The sequence below is a fragment of the Microcoleus sp. T2B6 genome (assembly GCF_036700475.1).
Lineage (GTDB): Bacteria > Cyanobacteriota > Cyanobacteriia > Cyanobacteriales > Microcoleaceae > Microcoleus.
In genome coordinates this window covers 44,305-64,319 of the sequence record NZ_JAUBOZ010000042.1, presented here as the reverse complement: position 1 = coordinate 64,319, position 20,015 = coordinate 44,305, and the positions used below count along the sequence as shown (strand labels likewise).

The 20,015-nt window shown below is 43.5% G+C and carries 13 protein-coding genes; 10 read left to right on the top strand and 3 right to left on the bottom strand.

The features are described from left to right. The 10 genes from QUA00_RS19010 to QUA00_RS18965 form a co-directional block, all read left to right on the top strand. Positions 1–336 (top strand): hypothetical protein (locus QUA00_RS19010; protein WP_333410796.1); only part of this gene is annotated, 336 nt, incomplete at its 5' end. 116 nt (positions 337–452) lie between these two features. After that, entirely contained in the window at positions 453–2,723 is a 2,271-nt protein-coding gene (locus tag QUA00_RS19005; protein ID WP_333410795.1) for an NHLP family bacteriocin export ABC transporter peptidase/permease/ATPase subunit, read from the top strand. Then, positions 2,713–5,475 carry an NHLP bacteriocin export ABC transporter permease/ATPase subunit gene (locus QUA00_RS19000; RefSeq protein ID WP_333410794.1) on the top strand — a complete coding sequence of 921 codons (2,763 nt, stop codon included), beginning with the start codon at positions 2,713–2,715 and terminating at the stop codon, positions 5,473–5,475. The genes QUA00_RS19005 and QUA00_RS19000 overlap by 11 nt, the downstream gene beginning before the upstream one ends. A 439-nt stretch (positions 5,476–5,914) precedes the next feature. After that, on the top strand, positions 5,915–6,946 hold the full coding sequence (locus QUA00_RS18995; RefSeq protein ID WP_333102515.1) for a cyclic nucleotide-binding domain-containing protein: 1,032 nt from the start codon (positions 5,915–5,917) through the stop codon (positions 6,944–6,946). Between the two features lie 5 nt (positions 6,947–6,951). Next, a complete protein-coding gene (locus QUA00_RS18990) occupies positions 6,952–8,571 on the top strand; it encodes an NHLP bacteriocin system secretion protein (RefSeq protein WP_333410793.1) in 1,620 nt (539 codons plus the stop codon). Between the two features lie 798 nt (positions 8,572–9,369). Continuing rightward, the gene (locus QUA00_RS18985; protein ID WP_333410792.1) at positions 9,370–10,389 is read left to right on the top strand and encodes a cyclic nucleotide-binding domain-containing protein; all 1,020 of its coding nucleotides are present in this window, start codon (positions 9,370–9,372) and stop codon (positions 10,387–10,389) included. A gap of 138 nt (positions 10,390–10,527) precedes the next feature. Continuing rightward, positions 10,528–12,153 carry an NHLP bacteriocin system secretion protein gene (locus tag QUA00_RS18980; RefSeq protein WP_333410791.1) on the top strand — a complete coding sequence of 542 codons (1,626 nt, stop codon included), beginning with the start codon at positions 10,528–10,530 and terminating at the stop codon, positions 12,151–12,153. A 129-nt stretch (positions 12,154–12,282) separates the two neighbouring features. Further along, entirely contained in the window at positions 12,283–14,544 is a 2,262-nt protein-coding gene (locus tag QUA00_RS18975; RefSeq protein ID WP_333410790.1) for an NHLP family bacteriocin export ABC transporter peptidase/permease/ATPase subunit, read from the top strand. A gap of 190 nt (positions 14,545–14,734) precedes the next feature. Further along, on the top strand, positions 14,735–15,865 hold the full coding sequence (locus QUA00_RS18970) for a DUF7005 family protein (RefSeq protein WP_333410789.1): 1,131 nt from the start codon (positions 14,735–14,737) through the stop codon (positions 15,863–15,865). Between the two features lie 343 nt (positions 15,866–16,208). Continuing rightward, entirely contained in the window at positions 16,209–16,463 is a 255-nt protein-coding gene (locus QUA00_RS18965) for a Nif11 family protein (protein ID WP_333410788.1), read from the top strand. 854 nt (positions 16,464–17,317) lie between these two features. On the opposite strand, the gene QUA00_RS18960 is transcribed toward QUA00_RS18965, so the two are convergent. The 3 genes from QUA00_RS18960 to QUA00_RS18950 all read right to left on the bottom strand — a co-directional run. Next, positions 17,318–17,728, bottom strand: a complete 411-nt coding sequence (locus QUA00_RS18960) for a Nif11-like leader peptide family natural product precursor (protein ID WP_333410787.1) — start codon at positions 17,726–17,728, stop codon at positions 17,318–17,320. Between the two features lie 406 nt (positions 17,729–18,134). Then, complete coding sequence (locus QUA00_RS18955) at positions 18,135–19,667, bottom strand: FAD-binding oxidoreductase (protein WP_333410786.1); 1,533 nt, start codon at positions 19,665–19,667, stop codon at positions 18,135–18,137. Positions 19,668–19,769: 102 nt separating this feature from the next. Then, positions 19,770–20,015: hypothetical protein (locus tag QUA00_RS18950; protein ID WP_333410785.1), on the bottom strand; the 246-nt coding region annotated here is incomplete at its 5' end.

Here is a 20,015-nt window from a genome sequence, read left to right as displayed (position 1 = left end):
AAACACAAAGATATTCTGTTTACCGAAGGTGGAGCGCTTCACGCACCTGACCCGATAGAAACGGTCATCTACCTACCCGAATCAATGAAGAAAAACATGGATGAAGATTCATGGTCAGACGAGTTTAAGCCTACCAATCCCCTAAACATTATGGGGTGCGTTATGTCCAGTCTCCTCTCTTCTCGTTTTGACGATATGCAACCGACTGTAGGATTGCCAAATCTGGAAACTTGCGTGCAGCATTATCAAGGTTTAGAACGATTGGGTTTTCAGGCAGCCGGCTTACATTGTGAAGGCTATGTGTTGCACTTAGAGCCAAACCCACCGTCTGCTTAGCACAAATTAGCCATTATGCGTAGTCTTAAGAATCTCCTACCCACTGTCTTGACAAAATAACCAATTTATAGACAACCTTTTTAAGTTTTTGCTTGAAACCATTGAGGAATAATGCCTTGTTAAAACAGTGGCTCAGTCAAATAATGGAACAGCAGCCCAAGAAACGTGTTAAAACGCCTACCGTATTGCAAATGGAAGAAGTAGAATGCGGGGCAGCAGCACTAGGCATCATGCTGGGCTATTACGGACTATTTGTCCCCCTAGCCAAACTGCGGCAGGAATGTGGCGTTTCTCGTGACGGCAGCCAACCTGCCAGCATCGTCAAAGCTGCTAGACAATACGGCCTGCGGGCAAAAGCATTTAAAAAACAAACTTCTCAGCTAGCTAAGATGCGATTACCCGCGATCGCATTCTGGAATTTCAGCCATTTGTTAGTAGTCGAAGGCTTTGAAAAAGACCGAGTTTACATCAACGACCCAGCAACCGGACCGCGCACGGTTTCCTTGCAGGAATTTGACGAGGCATATATTGGGTTTATCCTAGCAATGGAACCGGGGCCGGAGTTCAAGCGGGGGGGACAACGGTCTAGCGTATTGAGATCGCTACTACAACGCTTGCAAAGCTCGGTGGGAGCAGTTTCGCTCAGTGTCCTACTTGGCTTTTTGCTAGTATTTCCAGGACTGGTACTACCTGTTTTCAGTCAAGTATTTGTCGATCAAATTCTCGTTGAAGACCGCACCGACTGGCTGCGTCCATTGCTGCTGGGAATGCTCCTCACCGCCCTAATTCAGGCGTTTTTGTTCTCCCAGCAGCGACGCTATTTAAGACAGTTGCAAATTAAATTAGCCGCCAGTATGTCCAGTCAATTTTTCTGGCATATGTTGAAACTCCCTGTCGGATTTTATACCCAACGGTTCCCCGGTGAAATCGGCGGAAGAGTGAAGCTAAACGACAAAGTAGCCCAGGTCATTTCCGGCAGTATGGCAGAGACGATCATCAACATAGTGATGACAATTATCTACCTGTTGGTCATGTTTGCTTATAACCCACTGCTAACAGCGATCGCGCTGGTGTTGGCAGTTGTAAACATTGTGGCGCTTTTCGGAGTCGGAGGTTGGCTAGAAGAAGCTTTCATGGAGCTTGATAAGGACCTTGGCAAGGTGGAGGGGGTAGGTATCGCCGGAATTCAAAGCATGGAAACCTTAAAAGCCTCAGCCCTAGAATCGGACTTTTTTGCCAGATGGTCGGGTTATTTTGCCAAATCAGTTAATACCTATACAAAAATAGCCGTACCCTATGAGGTTCTGCAAGTCTTACCGATTTTACTTACAGGATTAACAACCACGCTAGTGCTGACAGTAGGTGGTTGGCAAGTTATGGAGGGGAAGATAAGCATCGGGATGTTGGTAGCATTTCAAGCGCTGCTAATAAGCTTTCAGACACCCATCAATCAATTGATGGGGTTTGGTATTACTCTGCCAACCTTAGCAGGCAACCTGATGCGGTTAGATGACGTACTGGCAAATGATACAGATCCATCACTTGCAAAAAGCAGTATCGATACCAAAAGTCAGAATTCAAAACTTACAACTCAAAACAAAAAACCTAAAACTTCATCTCTTACCCTTGATGCCTCTACAATTCGCCTGCAAGGACATATTGAACTTCGTAACGTTACTTTTGGGTATGCCAAAGTCAATCGACCCCTAATCGAAAACTTTAGCTGTACGATTCAACCGGGGCGGCGGGTAGCTTTGGTGGGGGGCAGTGGCTCTGGAAAATCGACGGTTGCTAAACTGGTAGCGGGACTTTATGAACCTTGGTCGGGCGAGATTTTATTTGATGGTAAGCTGAGAAATGCTATTCCCCGTTCGGTTATAATAACGTCGATGGCTACTGTTGAACAAGAAGTTTTCCTATTTTCAGGAAGCGTGCGCGATAACCTAACACTATGGGATACAACAGTTTCTGATTCCCAACTACGTCGCGCCTGCATTGATGCCAAAATTCAAGACGTAATTCTAGCGATACCGGGTGGCTATAACGGCGAACTATTGGAAGGGGGTGCGAATTTAAGTGGCGGACAACGCCAACGGCTAGAAATTGCGCGATCGCTAATTTATAACCCTTCAATTTTGATTTTGGATGAAGCAACCAGTGCCCTTGATGGAGAAACCGAACAGTTTATCTACAATAACCTGCGGCAACGTGGCTGTAGTTGTTTGATTGTGGCACATCGCCTCAGTTCAATTAAAGACTGCGATGAAATTATCGTCTTAGATCGTGGTGTTGTAGTGGAGCGAGGAACGCACGAAGAATTAATTCAAATAGGTGGATTCTACGCTGAACTGGCTCATGGTGAGGAAGAACAAGAAAATGAAGAATAAATATACCGCTTTAAATTCCCCTTTAAATTCCCCCAAATTTGTTTGCCAAGGTGAGGTATTGCTGCTGGATAATCCGCAACAAGTCTGGACAATTCAATCTGGTTCAGTGGCTGTGTTTGTTAGCCCGGTTAAAGATGGAAATTTGCAAGAAAATCGGCGGTATTTATTCACAGCAGAAGCGGGTGAAGCCCTGTTTGGATTTGCAACGGATATTGATGATGATTTATCAAAATTCAAAAGTCCCAACACTTTATGTATTCTGGCAGTTCCCGTTACAGACTCGACCTTGCTACATTCCCATCGTTCAGAATTAGATAACAATCCCGACCCCGATCCCACTTTGCCATCTGCCAGCAATATTCTAACCGCTTGGTTTAGACAATTGAGTTCCGTATTTGACCTCAGCGGAATTTTGCTACCCGCCCCTGAACTTTCGAGCCATACTCCCTGGCAAACTCAACTCACTGTTTTAGACAACTTCCATCAGCAGTTTTTTAGCTGCTTGCAAGAACTAGAACAGCAGTCTCAATTAGAGACTCTGGCGCAGTTTGAAGAACGGGAACGCCTGAACCAATCTGCAACTGTGGGTGCGTTGGCGAATTTTGTTTCTCTAATTGCGCCCAAACAAGCTATTGCTACTTTTATCGGAGATCCCCTCCTAGCAGCCGCAGGAGCCGTAGGACACGCGATGGGGATTGAGATTAAGCCGGCGGGTAAGTCTGAAAATATGCAGCGGGTAAAGGAGCCACTGGAGGCGATCGCCCGTGCTTCCCAAATGCGAATTCGACGGGTACTTCTGACAGAACGCTGGTGGCGAGGCGATTGTGGCCCAATGCTCGCTTATCTTCAAGCAGATAATACCCCAGTGGCGCTACTAATAAATAACAAGCGCAACTATGAAATTTACAACCCGGTAACTGGACAGCGACTTCTATTGAGCGATCGCACTGCTAAATTACTGGCTGCCAATGCTTATATGTTTTATCCGCCTTTCCCGGAAAAAAAGATAGATTTGCTAACGCTGTTTCAGTATTCTCTGCGCGGTAGAGGACAGGAAATTCTTAGTATTGTGGTGTTGGGAATTGCTGGGGCTTTAACGGGGATGGTGGTTCCCCAAGCAACAGGTATCTTAATTGATACTGCCATTCCCGATGCCGATCGCGGGTTGTTGCTTCAGATCGCTTTAGCCTTAGTAGCTGCTAGTTTTGGTGTAGCAATTTTTCGACTGGCTCAAGGAGTTAATTTGGGCCGGTTTGAAGTCTATTCCGTGTTCAGCTTACAGAGTGCCATGTGGGATCGGCTGCTCAAACTGCGGCTTACTTTCTTCCGCCAGTATTCCTCTGGAGAGATGCTGTCCCGCGTTAATGCGATTAACCAAATTCGCGACAAATTGGGCGCTGAAAAGTTAGATATTCTGTTCAGAAGTTTATTTTCCTTGCTAAATTTAGGACTGCTGTTTGTCTACAGTCCCCCACTAGCATCTATTGCGGCTGTAATAGTCTTCCTCACTGTTATTGTCACAAGTATTGCCGGTTATTTCAAACGCCAGAAAACTGCTCGTCTGGAAGAACTGGAAGGTGAAATTGGTGGACTTACTATTCAGCTAGTCGGCGGAATTTCAAAACTTCGCACTACAGGCGCGGAAGGACGAGCCTTTGCTTATTGGGCGAAGTATTATCAACAGCAACTGAAATTGATGCAGGATAACCAATGGATTGAAGATGCGATCGCTACTTTTAATCTATTGCAGTCTAACCTAACCCTTATCCTCATTTTTTGGATGACTGCTAGCTTGCTGAATCAGGCACAAACAGATAGGATTACTACCGGAACCTTTCTAGCATTCAATGCCGCGTTTGCTATCTTTATTACAGGAGTAACAACTCTCAGCAACACGCTGATCGATATGTTAGAAATTGGGGTGTTGTGGGAACACGCCAAGCCGATCGTAGACGAATTGCCCGAAGTGGATTTAAATAAAGCCGATCCGGGGCGACTTTCGGGATATGTTAAGTTAGACCACGTTACCTTCCGCTATCGAGAAGATGGGCCATTAAATCTGGATGATGTGACCATCGAAGCCAAGCCGGGTGAGTTTATTGCTTTTGTTGGTCCTTCTGGTAGCGGTAAATCTACCACTCTGCGGATGCTACTGGGTTTCGACGTTCCCGAACAGGGTACTGTCTACTACGACGGACAAGATTTATCGGGTTTAGATGTTGCTGCGGTGCGTCGTCAACTGGGTGTGGTGTTACAAAACGGGCGCATCAATAGCGAAAGCGTGTTTGAAAATATTAGCGGTGGTGCATTAATCGGTATGGAGGAAGCTTGGGATGCGGCGCGGATGGCGGGGTTTGCGGAAGATATTGAAAATATGCCGATGGGGATACACACGGTAATATCAGAGGGGGGTGCAAACTTATCTGGCGGACAGCGACAACGGTTACTGATTGCCCGTGCGTTGGTATTGAAACCGCGAATCATCTTTTTTGATGAGGCGACCAGTGCGTTAGATAATCGTACCCAAGCAATTGTGAGTGAGAGTTTGGATCGCCTGAAGGTGACGCGAATTGCGATCGCACATCGCCTCAGTACCATTCGCAATGCCGATCGCATCTACGTGATTGAAGCCGGTCGTGTTGTTCAGCAAGGTACTTTTGAGGAGTTAGCTTCTCAGGAGGGTATGTTTGCCAAATTGATAGCGAAGCAGGGGAAAACCAAAAGATTCACTGCCGATAGCACGCAAGTTTAAGGAGAACCCCTGCCAATCCCCTACGTAATTTCTCGGAGGGCAAAGACTAACCAAGCGTGGCATACTTTTATAAGCCTCAAAAGTCATCTACCAAAAGAAAGATTTTATTTTATACTTAGAAGGGTGAGTTGGTTATAACTGACATCTTGCAGCAATATCAATAAGAGGATTTTTCGTGGGGTCGGGCGGGTTTATAGAACCTATTTGCAAGCTTTAAGGCTGTTGGCGAACCCGCCCCTACGGCTAATTGAGAATGGTGCAATATCTCAGTTATAAGGGTGAAAAACTGAAAAAGGGAAAAATTCGATAACCTGCCTCCACGGATTTTACTGTATCTATCAGCCAAAACTGCAATTATTCCACCTTTTTACCGCTTTTATCCACGCTTTACAATGCGATCGCCCATATAAACAAAACCGCCCTCTCCTTAGTTTCAACCATGCCACCTGTACTTACCCAACTCAACAACTTAAAAGTTCTCCAACCACCCGATATAGAGTGGATGGCTCAAACTGGTACTCACAAAGAAATGCCGGTTGATACAGTGCTGATTCAAGAAGGTCAGCACTCAGACTCAATTTACTTCATCCTCGACGGTACTGTAGCAGTCTTAATTTCGCAGAACAATTCCGAAGACGATCAAGAAATTGCTCGTTGCAGTAAAGGTGAAATACTTGGCGAGATGTCCTTCATAGACGATCGCCTCCCCTCGGCAACTGTCAAAACCGTAGAACCCTCGCTAGTATTAGCTTTATCTAAACGGCAGTTACAAATAAAGATGGAGCGAGATCCTGATTTTGGGGCTAGACTTTACCAAGAACTGACTGCCATCTTATCCTCCCGCCTACGAAGTGTCTCTAAATTACTAGCGCAGAACAAAATCGTCCCAGGACAAGCATTGCGGAAAGTCCTCTTTCTCTTTGCCATCCTTAATGACAATGATATCGACTGGATGGTAACTCGTGGCAAAAAACAAAATGCTCCCGCTGGAACCTCCTTAATTCAACAAGATCAGCCCGTAGAAGCCTTGTACTTTTTGTTACAAGGCAATTTGGCAGTAATATTTTCCATGATGGTAGAGGGAAAACCAGTGGAAAAAGAATTGGCACGACGGGCGAGTGGAGAAATTGTCGGTGAGATGTCTTTTGTAGAAGCAGGGAACGCCTCTGCAAGTATTAAATGTGCGGAGAATTCAGTGGTATTAGCCGTACCGCAACAGATGTTAAGAGAGAAAATACAACGCGATCGCGGATTTGCCACTCGCTTTTATCGCGCTATTTCTCTGGTGTTAATCGATCGGTTGCGTGAAGGCTTAATACAACGTGGTTTTGGTCAAAAAGCTTACAGCCAAGACCAACAACTAGCCGAGGACATTGAGTATGAAGATGAAATTCCTCTGGACGTGCTAGAACCAACCCTACTGGCAGGTACTCGGTTTAAGTGGATGATGAATCGGCTACAAAGGAATTAATTGTTATGACTGCTTCAGATATAAATGATACCCCCGATCAACAGCAATCTCTAGAATCTGTTGCTTCTCCCGAACGGCTTGACCAACTCATGCAGGTGGTCAAAACCAAAGACTTTATCCCAGCTATAGCCGTGGGGGGATTTATGGTGATGGCGCTAGTTTGGAGCGTTGTTGGTAGAATTCCTATCACAGTGACAGGACAAGGAGTATTGATTTCACCGCAACGAGTTGTAGAATTACAATCACCCATTGCCGGACAGTTAGAATCTTTACTCATTAAAGATAATCAATGCGTCAAAAAAGGAGAAATTATAGCGACGATTAAACCCACCGAGTTACAGGAACAACTGAAACTACAACAAGCTAAACGCCAGCAATTAATTGTACAAAATATCAAAACTAATTCACTCCAAAAGCAGCGTACCCAACTGGAGCAAGAAGAGATTGCAGCAATGAGAGCAAATCTGACCCAACGGTTGCAAGATGTTCAAGCCATGTCTGGGGTTCTCAAGGAGCGAGCTTTAGCTACTATTGGGCAGCAACGCCAAACTCTGCAACAAAGGTTTCAGAATACGCAGGCATTAGCGTCTGTTTCTAAAGAACGAGAGTTAAGTGCTATTAAACAGCAGCGTCTTTCCCTTGAGGAAAGTCTTCAGGATGTTTCTAAGATAAATCCAGTGCTCAAAAAGAGGTTAGACGGTCGAAAGGCTCTTCTAACTGAAGGCGCGATCTCACAGGATACAGTTTTGGAGGCGGAAAATGATTATCGAGAAAACCGTACTCAAATTTCTAGTATTCAAACTCAGTTAAAAGAATTAAGCAGTAAAGAAGTAGGGATTGATAAATCTTTTCGAGAGAATCTCAACCAAATTTCTGACATTCAAGCTCAATTGCAGCAACTTAATAGCCAGGAGATTATAGTTGAAAATTCTTTTAGAGAAAATCGCAGTCAAATCTCAGAAATTCAATCTCAGCTACAAGAGTTAAACACCCGCAGCAAACGCTTAGAACAAGACAATTTAAAAGCATCTAACGATCGAGAAAACGAAATTGCGGAGAGCTCTCGCGCTGTTGCCCAACTAGAACAGCAAATTAAGGAGCGGAGCTTAATTCAAAGTCCCCAAGAAGGTTGCATTCTAGAAGTCAGTATTGTAGTTGGACAAGTTGTCAGTCCGGGTATGCGCTTCGGTGCTCTGCAAACTCAAGAGCAAGGAAAAGTTCATCTGACTAGCATCGCCTACTTTGATGTGAAAAATGGTAAGCGGATCAAGCCCGGAATGAAAATTCAAATTACACCGGATACGGTCAAGCGGGAGCGATTTGGAGGTATTGTCGCAATGGTGAAATCCGTGTCTGCCTATCCTGTTACCTCAACCGGAGCAGCTTCAAAATTAGGTAATGCTGAACTGGCAGATAGGCTTACCGAAAAAACCGCCAAGGTGGAGGTGATTGCAGAGTTAATATCAGAACCCAGTAATGTCAGCGGCTACCAGTGGTCATCGTCGAAGGGACCAGATATGAAGTTGACACCGGGAACTACAACAGCGTTGCGGGTAAAGGTGGAAGAACAAGCGCCGATTACTTTTTTGTTACCGTTCTTACGCGAGTGGAGCGGGGTTCAATAGACAGTAGCTGCTAAGAAAATACTTTTTGCCAACTTAGTTTTGGAGTTGACCTGACATGAGTTCCTTAAATTCTCAAAATTTCAGATCGCAAGACCACTCTGAAGAAAACTTATACCATTTTCCTAAAAATTTGCTACAATGATACGGAGAATTTGAGGGCTGTTGCATGAAAGTAAATTACCAATAAAAAGTTTGCTCAGGAGGTTTTATCGTTTCGGAAAGATTTTAATATTATTAATCTTTTATTTTAAGTGTTTGCTAAATATAATCTTTTCAATTTTCCTAACTTGAAAAGATTTGATGCCTTTTCAAAATTCATATAGGATTGCTATATATAGTCAACCTAAACGTCAGATCCACTACAGTTAAAGTATGTAACAGTTGAGGGTGCGGAATGTGGGTTATAATTTTTGTTTAAGGAAATGTAAAGTTTTCTTCCGAGATTAAACATTTATGCTAAGCTATTTTTATAGCTAAATTATTCTCACTATCCCTCTTCTGTCACTCTCCGAAGAGCATATCCTGAAGCTCTTGGTATAGCTGGATTATGTCGTTTTAAAAAAAACAATATAATCCAGTTAGAACATCAAGCCTGAAATACTGGAGCAAAACTTCCATAAGATTAAAAACATTTAACTTGCCGGAGAGTGACAGAAGACGGCTGTAGCGGTTCTTGGGTACGTGAGGTACACAATTTAGCTTAAAAAGCTTGAGGACAACACAGGGGCTCTAGGTAATCCATCTTTCTGATAAAGGCTATATATCCATCTTAGTCCTACTTACACCCAATAAAAAATCGTGAAACAACTCCTTTCTAACTTCCCTGCTTTCCGCGTTCTCGAAGATCGCGATTTCGAGTGGCTCGAATCGATCGGGCAAAAGAAAAAATATCAATCAGGAACGGTTTTAATAGAGGGGGGTAAATCTGCTTCATCTATATATATTTGCTTCAGCGGCAATTTAGCGGTAACGATGTCGCTGCTAGAAGTCAGCGACCAAGAACTCACGACATTTTCTGCGGGTGAGATTATTGGAGAAAATTTGCTTTTAGAGCAGCAAGGAGCGACCGTAACTGTTAAAGAATCTGCCGAGCTTTTAGTTTTACCTAAAGAACAACTAACAAAACGATTGCAGCAAGACCGGGAATTTGCGGCTAGATTTTATCACTTATTGTCAATCTGCTTGTCGGAACGCTTGCGGAAACTGACTAAGTTAATGGCAGCCCGTAACGTCAAAGAAGGCGAACCTTTGCGGAAAGTTTTAGTTGTATTTGCGACGCTTAATGATAGCGATATCGCTTGGATGGTAGCCAACGGCATTGCTGAAAAATCAGCTCCGGGTAGTGCTTTAATCCAACAGGAGCAGGCAGTACCTGCTGTTTACCTGCTACTAGAAGGAATGCTAGGTATCTACGTTTCTATCCCTCAAAATGGCACAGTTGTAGAGAAAGAAATCGCTAAACGTGTTAAAGGCGAAATTTTAGGCGAAATGTCTTTCGTAGATGGCGGTGTGGCTTCTGCTAGTGTCAAATCGCTAGAAAAAGCTTGGGTGTTGGCACTACCGCAGAAAACGCTGGTGGCTAAATTTAAAGAAGATCGTGGCTTTGCAGAACGTTTTTATCGTTCGTTGGCTCTAATTCTGTCTAATCGTTGTTTGGATTTGCTGGTACGTGGCAGCTTGGTTGATATCGGTCAATCCTCAGTGGGAATGCTATCAGAAGATGTAGAAGTAGAGGACGAACTGGATCTCGACCTTTTAGAAGGAACTGCGATCGCAGGTACCCGTTTTGACTGGATGATTCAACAACTCCGTCGTTAGGTTCTACAAAAACAAAAATAGAACTCTTGCAAAAGTCCACATACTTCAGTCTAGGGCTACAAAAACAAACTCTACCTGCGTAAAAATTGCTGATTTTTGCAAGAACTTTAATAAACAATACTGCGTAGAGAGTCAATTATGGTTTTCAATCGGGACAGCAAAAAAGAAGGCATTTTCCGCCAAGAATCTTTAGAACGTTTGTCTTCACCAGAGCGTTTAGACCAATTGATGCAGGTACTCGCTCCTAAAGATTGGTTAGCTCTGAGTGTTTTTGGCTGTTTGACAATTTTAGGTGTGGGATGGAGTATTGTTGGTCGCATTCCTATTACAGTGCAAGGTCGGGCTATTTTCTTACAGCCCCGACAAGTTGTTGATTTGCAATCTTCTATTGCCGGACAATTAAAATCTTTGAATGTCAGTAACGGGCAATGTGTAAAGAAAGATGAAGTGCTAGCAACTATCGAGCCAGCCGCTCTGCAACAACAATTACAATTGGCTAAAGAAAAGTTGGATAAGCTGCAAAAACAAGCAACTGATGCCTCATTAATATCTAGTCAGAGAATGCAATTGGAAAAAAGCGCGATCGCAGCTTCCCAAGCCACTCTGCAAAAAAGTCTACAAGATACTCAAGCATTGGCTCCTATTCTTAAAGAAAAAAGCTTAAATGCGCTCGAGAAACAACGAGTTAGTTTAATGCAACGTTTGCAGGAAACCCAAGCATCTGCGCCTACATTAAAAGAGAAAGGATTAACAGCAATTCAACAACAGCGAAGCAGCTTACAGCAACGCTTAAAAGATGCTAAAGATTTAATTCCCGTCCTTGAAAAAAGACTTCAGACCCGCCGCGAACTTGCAAGAGAAGGAGCTATATCCGTAGACTCAGTTTTAGAGATAGAACTAGAATACAAGCAGGAAGTACAAAAGTTTTCTGAGCTTGCAGTTCAGCAAAAACAACTCGATCTAACAGAGACTCAAACTCAGCAAACTTACCAACAAAGTATTAATACAATTGGGGATATGCAATCTCAATTGCAAGAACTAGAACTCCAAAGTGTAAAAAACGAACGGGAATATTTAGATAATCTTCGCTCTATTAACGAGAGGCAAGCACAACTGCAAGAATTAAATACTAAATATAAACGTTTAGAGCAAGAAAGCTTAGAAACTTTTAACCAACGCAACAAAGAGGTTCAAGAAGCTGGTCGAGAAATTATTAGGCTTGAGCAACAATTAACCGAAAACAGTCGCATCTTAAGCTCTCAAGATGGCTGTATTTTGGAAGTAATGGCTACCGTGGGTCAAGTAGTGCAGCCTGGTAGTCGTCTGGGAAATATGAGAGTTGGCCGGGAAGAAAAACTAGGTCTAGCAATAGCTTATTTCCCGATTAAAGATGGCAAGCAGATTAAGCCAGAAATGATGATTTCAATTACTCCTGATACGGTACAGCGAGAGCGGTTCGGCGGTATCGTCGGTAAAGTTACGGCTGTTTCTCCCCTTCCTGTCACCGCAGAAGGAACCGCCGCTCTAATCGGCAATTCAGAAGTAGCAAAAAATCTCACAGGTGAGACAGGAGCAGCCATTCAAGTTACTGTTAATTTAGAAACTGAGGAGCGCAATCCGACCGGCTATAAATGGTCTTCTTCCAAAGGTCCAAACTCGAAAATTACGCCAGGAACAACGGCGACTGTGCGGGTAACTATTGAAGAACAAGCGCCAATTACTTTCTTACTACCGTTTCTCCGAGAATTGGTTGGCATGAAATAAGCAGGGGGCAGGAGGGAAGACGGCGAGGAAGACAAGAAAACTTTTTCGCTCAAAATTCAAAACTTCCCCAGTCCCCAGTCCCTAATCTTCAGTCCCCAGTCTCTACTCAAAACTTTTTCAGAATTAACTATGCAATTACTCGAAAAAATCAAAAAATCGGCTGCGACAAAACCAAAAACCGAAAAACCAAAACATTACAACGGTCGCTTTAGAACTCCAACTTTATTACAAATGGAAGCGGTGGAATGCGGAGCAGCCGCTTTGGGGATCGTTCTCAGCTATTACGGGCGAATTGCCCCTTTGCCAGAACTGCGAGTTAGTTGTGGCGTTTCGCGCGATGGTTCTAAAGCCTCAAATATTCTGAAAGCAGCGCGTAATTATGGAATGCAGGCGAAGGGGTTTAAAAAAGATATAAAACAACTCCAAGAAATTAAACCACCATTTATCGTGTTTTGGAACTTCAATCACTTTCTGGTGGTGGAAGGGTTTGTTGGTGATAGTCGGGGTGGAACGCTGCGCCAGCGCGTTTTGTTAAATGACCCCGCAACTGGCCCCCGTAGCGTCACTATGCAGGAGTTTGACGAAGCTTATACTGGTGTCGTGTTAGTAATGGAGCCAGGAGCAGAGTTTAAGAAAGGTGGGCATAAAGCGAATATTATTGGCACTTTATACTCTCGGCTCAAAAATTCCCTTGGCGAACTGTTGTTTTGCGTCTTGATTGGTTTTTTGTTAGTGATCCCCAGTTTTGCCCTCGCCGCTTTCAGCCAAGTTTTTATCGATAATATATTGATGGAAAAGCGGTATGAGTGGCTCAAGCCAATGTTAATCGGGATGGGGGTCATTGCCTTGCTGCAAGCGGTGATGAACTTGCTGCAATTGCAAAAGCTCAGATACCTGAATCTGCGACTTTCCATCAGCATGACTGGGCAATTTCTTTGGCACCTCTTGTGCTTGCCCACTGGCTTCTACGCTCAGCGCTATGCTGGAGAAATTAGCAGTCGCATTGGGATTAACAACAAAGTTGCTTCAATACTGTCGGGGCAGTTAGCTAGGACTGCGATCGATTCAGTGATGATTATTTTCTATGGTGGGATGATGCTGGCTTACGATTGGGTGCTGACACTGATTGGCGTAGCTGCCGTTGCCATTAACGTTGCTGTGATTCAGTGGGTCTCCCGCCGTCGGATCGATACTAGCATGAGGCTAGCGCAAGATGGAGGCAAACTGGCTGGGGTAGAAATTGGAACGTTACAAAGCATTGAAACGATTAAAGCAGGTGCTTTGGAATCCGACACTTTTAGTCGCTGGGCGGGGTATTATTCTAAACTCACGAGTGCCGAACAGGAGATGAGCCAGAACGAGCAGTGGGTATCGCTGCTACCGTCGTTTCTCTCATCCTTGACCACGATGTTGTTGTTAGTGATTGGTGGGTTGCGGGTGATCGACGGTCACTTAACCATCGGAATGTTAGTTGCCTTTCAGGGGTTGATGGGGAAGTTCCAAGGCCCAGTAAATACTTTGGTTGGGTTGGGGACGACGATTCAGAACCTCGACGGCGACCTGAAACGCTTGGACGATGTGCTGCGGAATCCTACTGATCCGTCTCTGAAACAGGAAGCTAGCAGCGAGGAATCACGCGTTCAATATGCTTGGCCCCTAGAAAACTGTCGCTTGCAGGGGTATGTGGAACTCCGCAATCTAACTTATGGATACAGTCGCGTAGAGGAGCCGTTAATTCAAAATTTTAGTTGTAGGCTAAAACCCGGACAGCGGGTGGCTTTTGTGGGTGGTAGTGGTTCGGGTAAGTCCACACTATCTAAAATCGTCACTGGGTTGTACGAAGCTTGGGAGGGCGAGATTTTGTTCGACGGCGTTCCGCGAAAGCAGATTCCCCGTTCGGTGATAACAAATTCCCTGGCGATGGTAGAGCAGGAAATTTTCCTGTTCGGCGGTACGGTACGGGATAATTTGACTCTGTGGGATGAGACGATTCCTGATGTCCAGTTAATGAAAGCGTGTCAGGATGCGGCGATTTTGGATGTAGTGATGGCAATTCCCGGTGGGTTGGATGGTAAGCTGCTCGAAGGTGCATCTAATTTGAGCGGCGGACAGCGGCAGCGGTTAGAAATTGCCCGTGCTTTGGTGAATAATCCATCGATTTTAGTCATGGATGAGGCGACAAGTGCGTTGGATGCAGAGACGGAGAAAGTTATTGACCGCAACATCCGGCGGCGAGGTTGTACTTGCATCATCGTGGCTCACCGTTTGAGTACGATTCGCGATTGTGACGAGATTATTGTTTTAGAACGGGGGAAAGTGGTACAACGAGGAACCCATGAAGAAATGAAAGATGTGGAAGGGCATTATCAAAGATTGATTCAGGCAGAATAAGTCAAACCATTAGCCCGACGGGGGTTCAAACCCCCGTCTCAAAGATCAAGTCCTCTGAAGAGGACTGAGAAGACTTTTAAAATTAATTAGTCCTCTTCAGAGGACTTAAGCTATTAGACAGGGACTTAAGTCCCTGGCGGGTTTCAGCTTAAGCTGTATCTGTAGTCGGCATTTAGAGAAGCAGAATAAAATGTCTTATCAAACTGATGAATTGGTTAATATTTTAGTAGGTTATGGAGCCACACCCGCAGAAATTACCGAACTATTAGCCTATTGTCAAAACCCCTTTAGCTCTACGAATTTACCAGAACTGCAAACGGTTCCTTTAGCTTCAGAACCGCACCTTGCTGCTTGGGAAAGGTATTACTCGCAAGCGCAAGAAGTGGGTGTATTTACGGCTTTGCGATCGGCTTTAGTGCAGTTGCAATTTCCCATTCAAGATAAAATTAGCCAAACTGACAATTATCGGGCTGCTACTCGCAAAGGTTATTTAACTGAGGGAATGGTAGAAGCAACGGGTTTAGAATTAGAAAAACCAGAAGAGTTGCAATTAATCATTCATCAAACTTTGGCGGGTAAAATTCCTGTAATTATTGCTGGATGTCGGGCAGATTTTATCACTTTCGTGCAAGCTTTAACTAAGCGCAATGAACCCGAACCCATTCCTGATTCAATGGGGGCAACAATTGTCGCCGGTTTTAATAATTGGGAACGAATTCGCCACTATCGCCAAGAGTGGGAAGCAAAACTCTCCACATCTCCAACGGATGCAGATTGGCAAGCAGAGTTTCAACGGCTCAAGCTGCAAAAACACCTCTACCAAGATTGTTTTATCATTCTCAGTCGGGGAAAGTATAGCGGAATTTCTGCGGAAGAAATAGGAATTGATAAAGAAGAATGGTTGCGCCTTTCCCTCATCATTCGCTTGGAACACGAATGCTGTCATTATTTCACCCGGCGGATGTTTGGTTCTATGCGAAATAATATGCTTGACGAACTAATTGCCGATTATCAAGGGATAGTAGCAGCAAACGGTGGACGCTATCGCGCTGATTGGTTTTTGCGATTTATTGGGTTAGAAGCATTTCCTGAATATCGCCAAGGTGGAAGGTTACAAAATTACCGAGGACAACCGCCACTTTCTGATGGGGCTTTTAAAATTTTACAAGTTTTAGTTAAAGATGCTGCCGAGAATTTAGAAAAATTTAATAGCCAACCTCAAGGGGAGTTATATCCTCCCGAACTTCAGGCAAAATTGTTAGCAAGTTTTGCGTCACTGACTTTAGTAAAATTGGCAGCAGATCAGGGAATTAAATTATAAAAAAACTTGGTAGCAAGACCGGGAAAACGCATCTTATCATTAAGAATGAGCTAATCTCAATAACCCGATTTTAATTTCATTAAACCTAACTTTTGGATAAAAAGTTGACTGGATGCCAGGGCTAAGTCAGCCAATACATAAGAAGCCCCTTCTGTCAAGTCGAATTTAGATGCGCTTCCCCTGTTAGCAAGAGTTGTTCGAGTTGAAAGTTAAAGAAAACTTTACAAATAACAATTAAAATATTAAATTTTTTTAAAAGGGGAGAAATAACCTTGACAATCGATAAACTGCTCTAACATGATAGAAGTGTTAAATAAATCATCTATCTGAAGGTAGAACTCAAATGAGCCAACAAGCTTGTACAGAATTTTTCGCCAAAGTCAATGCAGATGCCACTTTACAACAAGAAGTAAATACAGCCCTAGAAAGCAAAGAAGGCACGGAAGTGGCTAACGCCCTGGTGTGGGTGGGAGCCAAGCATGGGTATGAGTTCACAGCCGAAGAAGCTGCCCAAAAGTATCAAGAAATTATCGCGACTGCAACAGGGGAACTTGATGAAGGGGCCTTAGAGAATGTGGCGGGCGGCGCGAAGAAGTAGGGGATAAACCGGGATGGATTTACGGAGTAGCCGGAGTAATTCCCGAAACATCCCGCGTCATGCCAGAATCATAACACACAGCGGGTAGGATTTTCAAAACCAACCGCCCTTGCCCGCCCATTAAAGGCTTAATTCGCCTGGATAAACTGCTCTACAACTGCCTGTTCAACGTCTTTTTTCATAGGTACTTAGGCAGCAGAGAAAGGGAAAAATCAGCGAGTAATTTGTGTAAGGATTTAGGTCACTGAACTCCTTGCTGGGCAAACACTTTAGATATGGAGCTGGATACTAAATCAATCTCTATTCTCAATAAACCACGGAAAACTGTCACTTCTCCTCGTTTATTGACAATTAACTACGAAAGACAAAAACCCTTATTTTGCCCTAAAACCCTTGCCAGACAAGCGTTGGAGCCACAAGTTTTTAGACCTGAATCCTTACTAATTTGTTTCCCTAGTGAAACTTTTTATTCCCTGATTTTGCTTTCCCCTTGTATCTTTGGCAGAAACCTCGATAAATGAGCGAACCGTAAGCATTTATTCAAAAAATCCTATAATCTTACCGTTCGCTCATTTCAAATCAAGGAATTAAAATTACGTGCAAGAGAATAGGGGTTCTGGACTTTGACTCCCAGACTTGACACAACACAGCAAAAAGTGCATATCGGCGATCGCCCTTTAAATTTATTCAAACTCTTTAGAATTAAATCGCTAAAAATATAAAAATTTTTCAAAACTTTCCCGCGAAGCTAAAAAAAAATAAATCTTTCCTATTCACAATAAAATGCGACCGCATCTCTAGAAAATCTTAATGCGATCGCACACTTTATCTGCCAACTCGGGCGGCTTTTATTGCTAAAATGGTTTTTGTTTGCTCCAGTCAACTTTTGATAACCAATCATAGCCACCCCCCTGAATGAAGGCAATATGTGTGTTTATTGCCTTCATCTCCTTCGCGTAAAAGGGGTCTTTTGCATTATATTCTTGCTGGATTTGCATCATATGTGAAGAAGCGGAATAGCCAGCACCTACACCACCAGCAGCACTTTCAAGTTCCTCTTCCGTCAATTCTCCATCTTCCGCCTTTTGTGTCATCTCGATGAGTTTTTGTCGGAAAATCACAGCTTCTTCTGTTGTAAATTCCAAGCCTTCACCTGCCCCAATTTCGACAACTTGCTCGGCGCTAGTAACGGTTTCTAGCTTTAAAGCCAATTCGGGGTTTTCTTGAGCAGCTTGCACGAGTTTGACGACGTTTTCGATTGCCATTTGGCAAATTATCCAAGAAAGTTATTTATATTATTCAATAATAACTTTGTTTTTTTAGATGTCAATACTTAAACATAAAGGTTTTGTAAAATTTGGAAAAACTAAATGTAGTAAGAGCGGAATGTGTGGTTTATTCAAACTTTTGAGAATTAAGTTGCTACAAATATAAAGTTTCCGTAAAACCGCACGTATCGTAAGACAAAAATAAATTGTTTCAACAATAAAAGGCGATTGCTTCTCCTGAAAAATCGCACTTTCTCAACAAGTTTACCCAAAGGCGATCGCTCTGGGGATTTTGGCTGGAAAAAAATTGGCGTTCGCGCTAATTAGAAGCATAAATCTGCTTAAGATAATCAATGCAATCGGAAGAACCGCTTTGCCATAAAATTGCCAAAAAAATTCTTAATTACTTCCAGTCATTTTTAAAGTCATAGCGACCAGGAGCGAGAATATCATTAGGGTCTAGTGCTTGCTTGAGGGTGCGAAGGAAAAATCCATAATCATCCTGTGCGGGCGGCAAACTATTCATAGATTGAATACCCAGACGGTAAGGTATATGTCCCGCTTGAGTTAACATTTGTAGAAGTTCATCGTGGCAAGACATCGCTTTTTCATCTTCTCCCGCCACCTCCCGATCGAACATAATAGCGATAAATAAGTGAATGCTTCTCCCAGAATTACAGTTAAATGCCAAATTTGGCTCAAACTGATATTGTTTGATGATTACTTCAATTGTCTCTACGGCTGGTGAGATTACTACTCCATCGAAAGGAAACACTAGACATAGCCATAAAGTTCCACATCGATCGCGATCGGGGTCTAGTTGGGCAGGAATTGGACTTTTCTTGCGCCAATAGGTACTTTTAACATTTTGGTTACTAGGAACACCTAAATATAAATTATCTTCCCGTAACTCTGGATTACTATCATCATCTGCAAAAACCAGTTCCTCAACTTTCCCCGCTAAAGCTTGTTCAATAATCTGCCGTTGTGCTAAACCTTGCTCTCGACTAGCAGAATAGATGGCTCCACTGGCAAACCAACGCTCAAATCTTTTCAATTCTTTCAAGTGCAAGGGCGTTTTCCCGTCCATAATTTTCCAGGGATAGCGCCCTTGTCTAGCAAAAACTTTGTAGCTATTCCAAACGCTGCAACAGTTCCCCTGGATGATTTCCTGTAACATCAAGGGTTGGATAGTATCCAATAGGCCGCTCAGGTAAGCGACATCGGGAATTGAGCAAGTAAATACTTGAAAAAACTGAGGTAAAGGTCTCAACCAAAAGGTCATTTTTGTGACAATGCCTAAGTTGGATTGAGTAAATAGTCCCTCACTAGCTGGGCCTACACCCCAACGACTCACAGGAGTAGCACTGGCATTGGCAAAACGACCAAAACCCGTATGAATAAACTCTCCAGTGGGTAGAATCACCTCAAATCCACAAACATGGGTGGCTCGCTCACCGTAGGGGCCAATGCCATCTCCCCGTTCTAGAAGGTTGCCAATTAAACTGGCATCAGGGGAACCGCCAATGACAGAGAGAAAAAGGTTAGAGTTTTGCTGACGGAGAAACTCATATACCTGTTGAAAGGTAACACCTGGCTCCACGGTGATGTAAGCCAGTTTTTCGTTAAAGTCAAGGATGCGATTCAGTCTGCTTAAATCCAGAATAATACAGTTATTTTGAACCGGAACCCGCGAACCTAGTCCCCAGTTTTTTCCACCACTAATAGGATAAATAGGTGTTTTATGTTGATTTGCTACTTTGACACAGGCTTGCACTTGGGTCGCATCGCCGGGTTTCAGTACAGCTAATACTTGCTGGCTAGTAATAAATGTGGCAGTTTGATAAGCAGAAATGCTGTCTGTGTCTGTTAAAACATTTTCAGCATCAAGACTATCTGCAAGTACATTTAGGATTGGAATGGAAGTTTTAACCATTACTTGGCTCTCCTATATGTTTTTAATCGCTAGAGATTGATGAAAGAGAAATTACCCTATTTCATCAACCTCCGATCAATTAACAGTTTTGTTTCTGACTATTTACCAACCCGATAGGGTCATAATATTCTGCGGATTAAGCTTGATTGGTCCACTGCAGACGATTGGTTTTGCTTGAAATGATTTGATTGATATTGATTGGAGAGTGCCACCAGCAGCAGATTCAAGTTGCTCTTCCGTCAGTTCCCCATCTTCCGCATTTTGGGCCATTTCGATGAGCTTTTGCCGGAAAGCTTCTGCTTCTTCTGTTGTAAATTCCAAACCTTCACCTGCACCAATTTCAACAAC

Bases quoted from the DNA above. Each gene is read 5' to 3' on its own strand.
- QUA00_RS19000 (WP_333410794.1), top strand. From the start codon at position 2,713: ATGAAGAATAAATATACCGCTTTAAATTCCCCTTTAAATTCCCCCAAA.
- QUA00_RS18995 (WP_333102515.1), top strand. From the start codon at position 5,915: ATGCCACCTGTACTTACCCAACTCAACAACTTAAAAGTTCTCCAACCA.
- QUA00_RS18990 (WP_333410793.1), top strand. From the start codon at position 6,952: ATGACTGCTTCAGATATAAATGATACCCCCGATCAACAGCAATCTCTA.
- QUA00_RS18980 (WP_333410791.1), top strand. From the start codon at position 10,528: ATGGTTTTCAATCGGGACAGCAAAAAAGAAGGCATTTTCCGCCAAGAA.
- QUA00_RS18975 (WP_333410790.1), top strand. From the start codon at position 12,283: ATGCAATTACTCGAAAAAATCAAAAAATCGGCTGCGACAAAACCAAAA.
- QUA00_RS18970 (WP_333410789.1), top strand. From the start codon at position 14,735: ATGTCTTATCAAACTGATGAATTGGTTAATATTTTAGTAGGTTATGGA.
- QUA00_RS18965 (WP_333410788.1), top strand. From the start codon at position 16,209: ATGAGCCAACAAGCTTGTACAGAATTTTTCGCCAAAGTCAATGCAGAT.
- QUA00_RS18960 (WP_333410787.1), bottom strand. From the start codon at position 17,728: ATGGCAATCGAAAACGTCGTCAAACTCGTGCAAGCTGCTCAAGAAAAC.
- QUA00_RS18955 (WP_333410786.1), bottom strand. From the start codon at position 19,667: ATGGTTAAAACTTCCATTCCAATCCTAAATGTACTTGCAGATAGTCTT.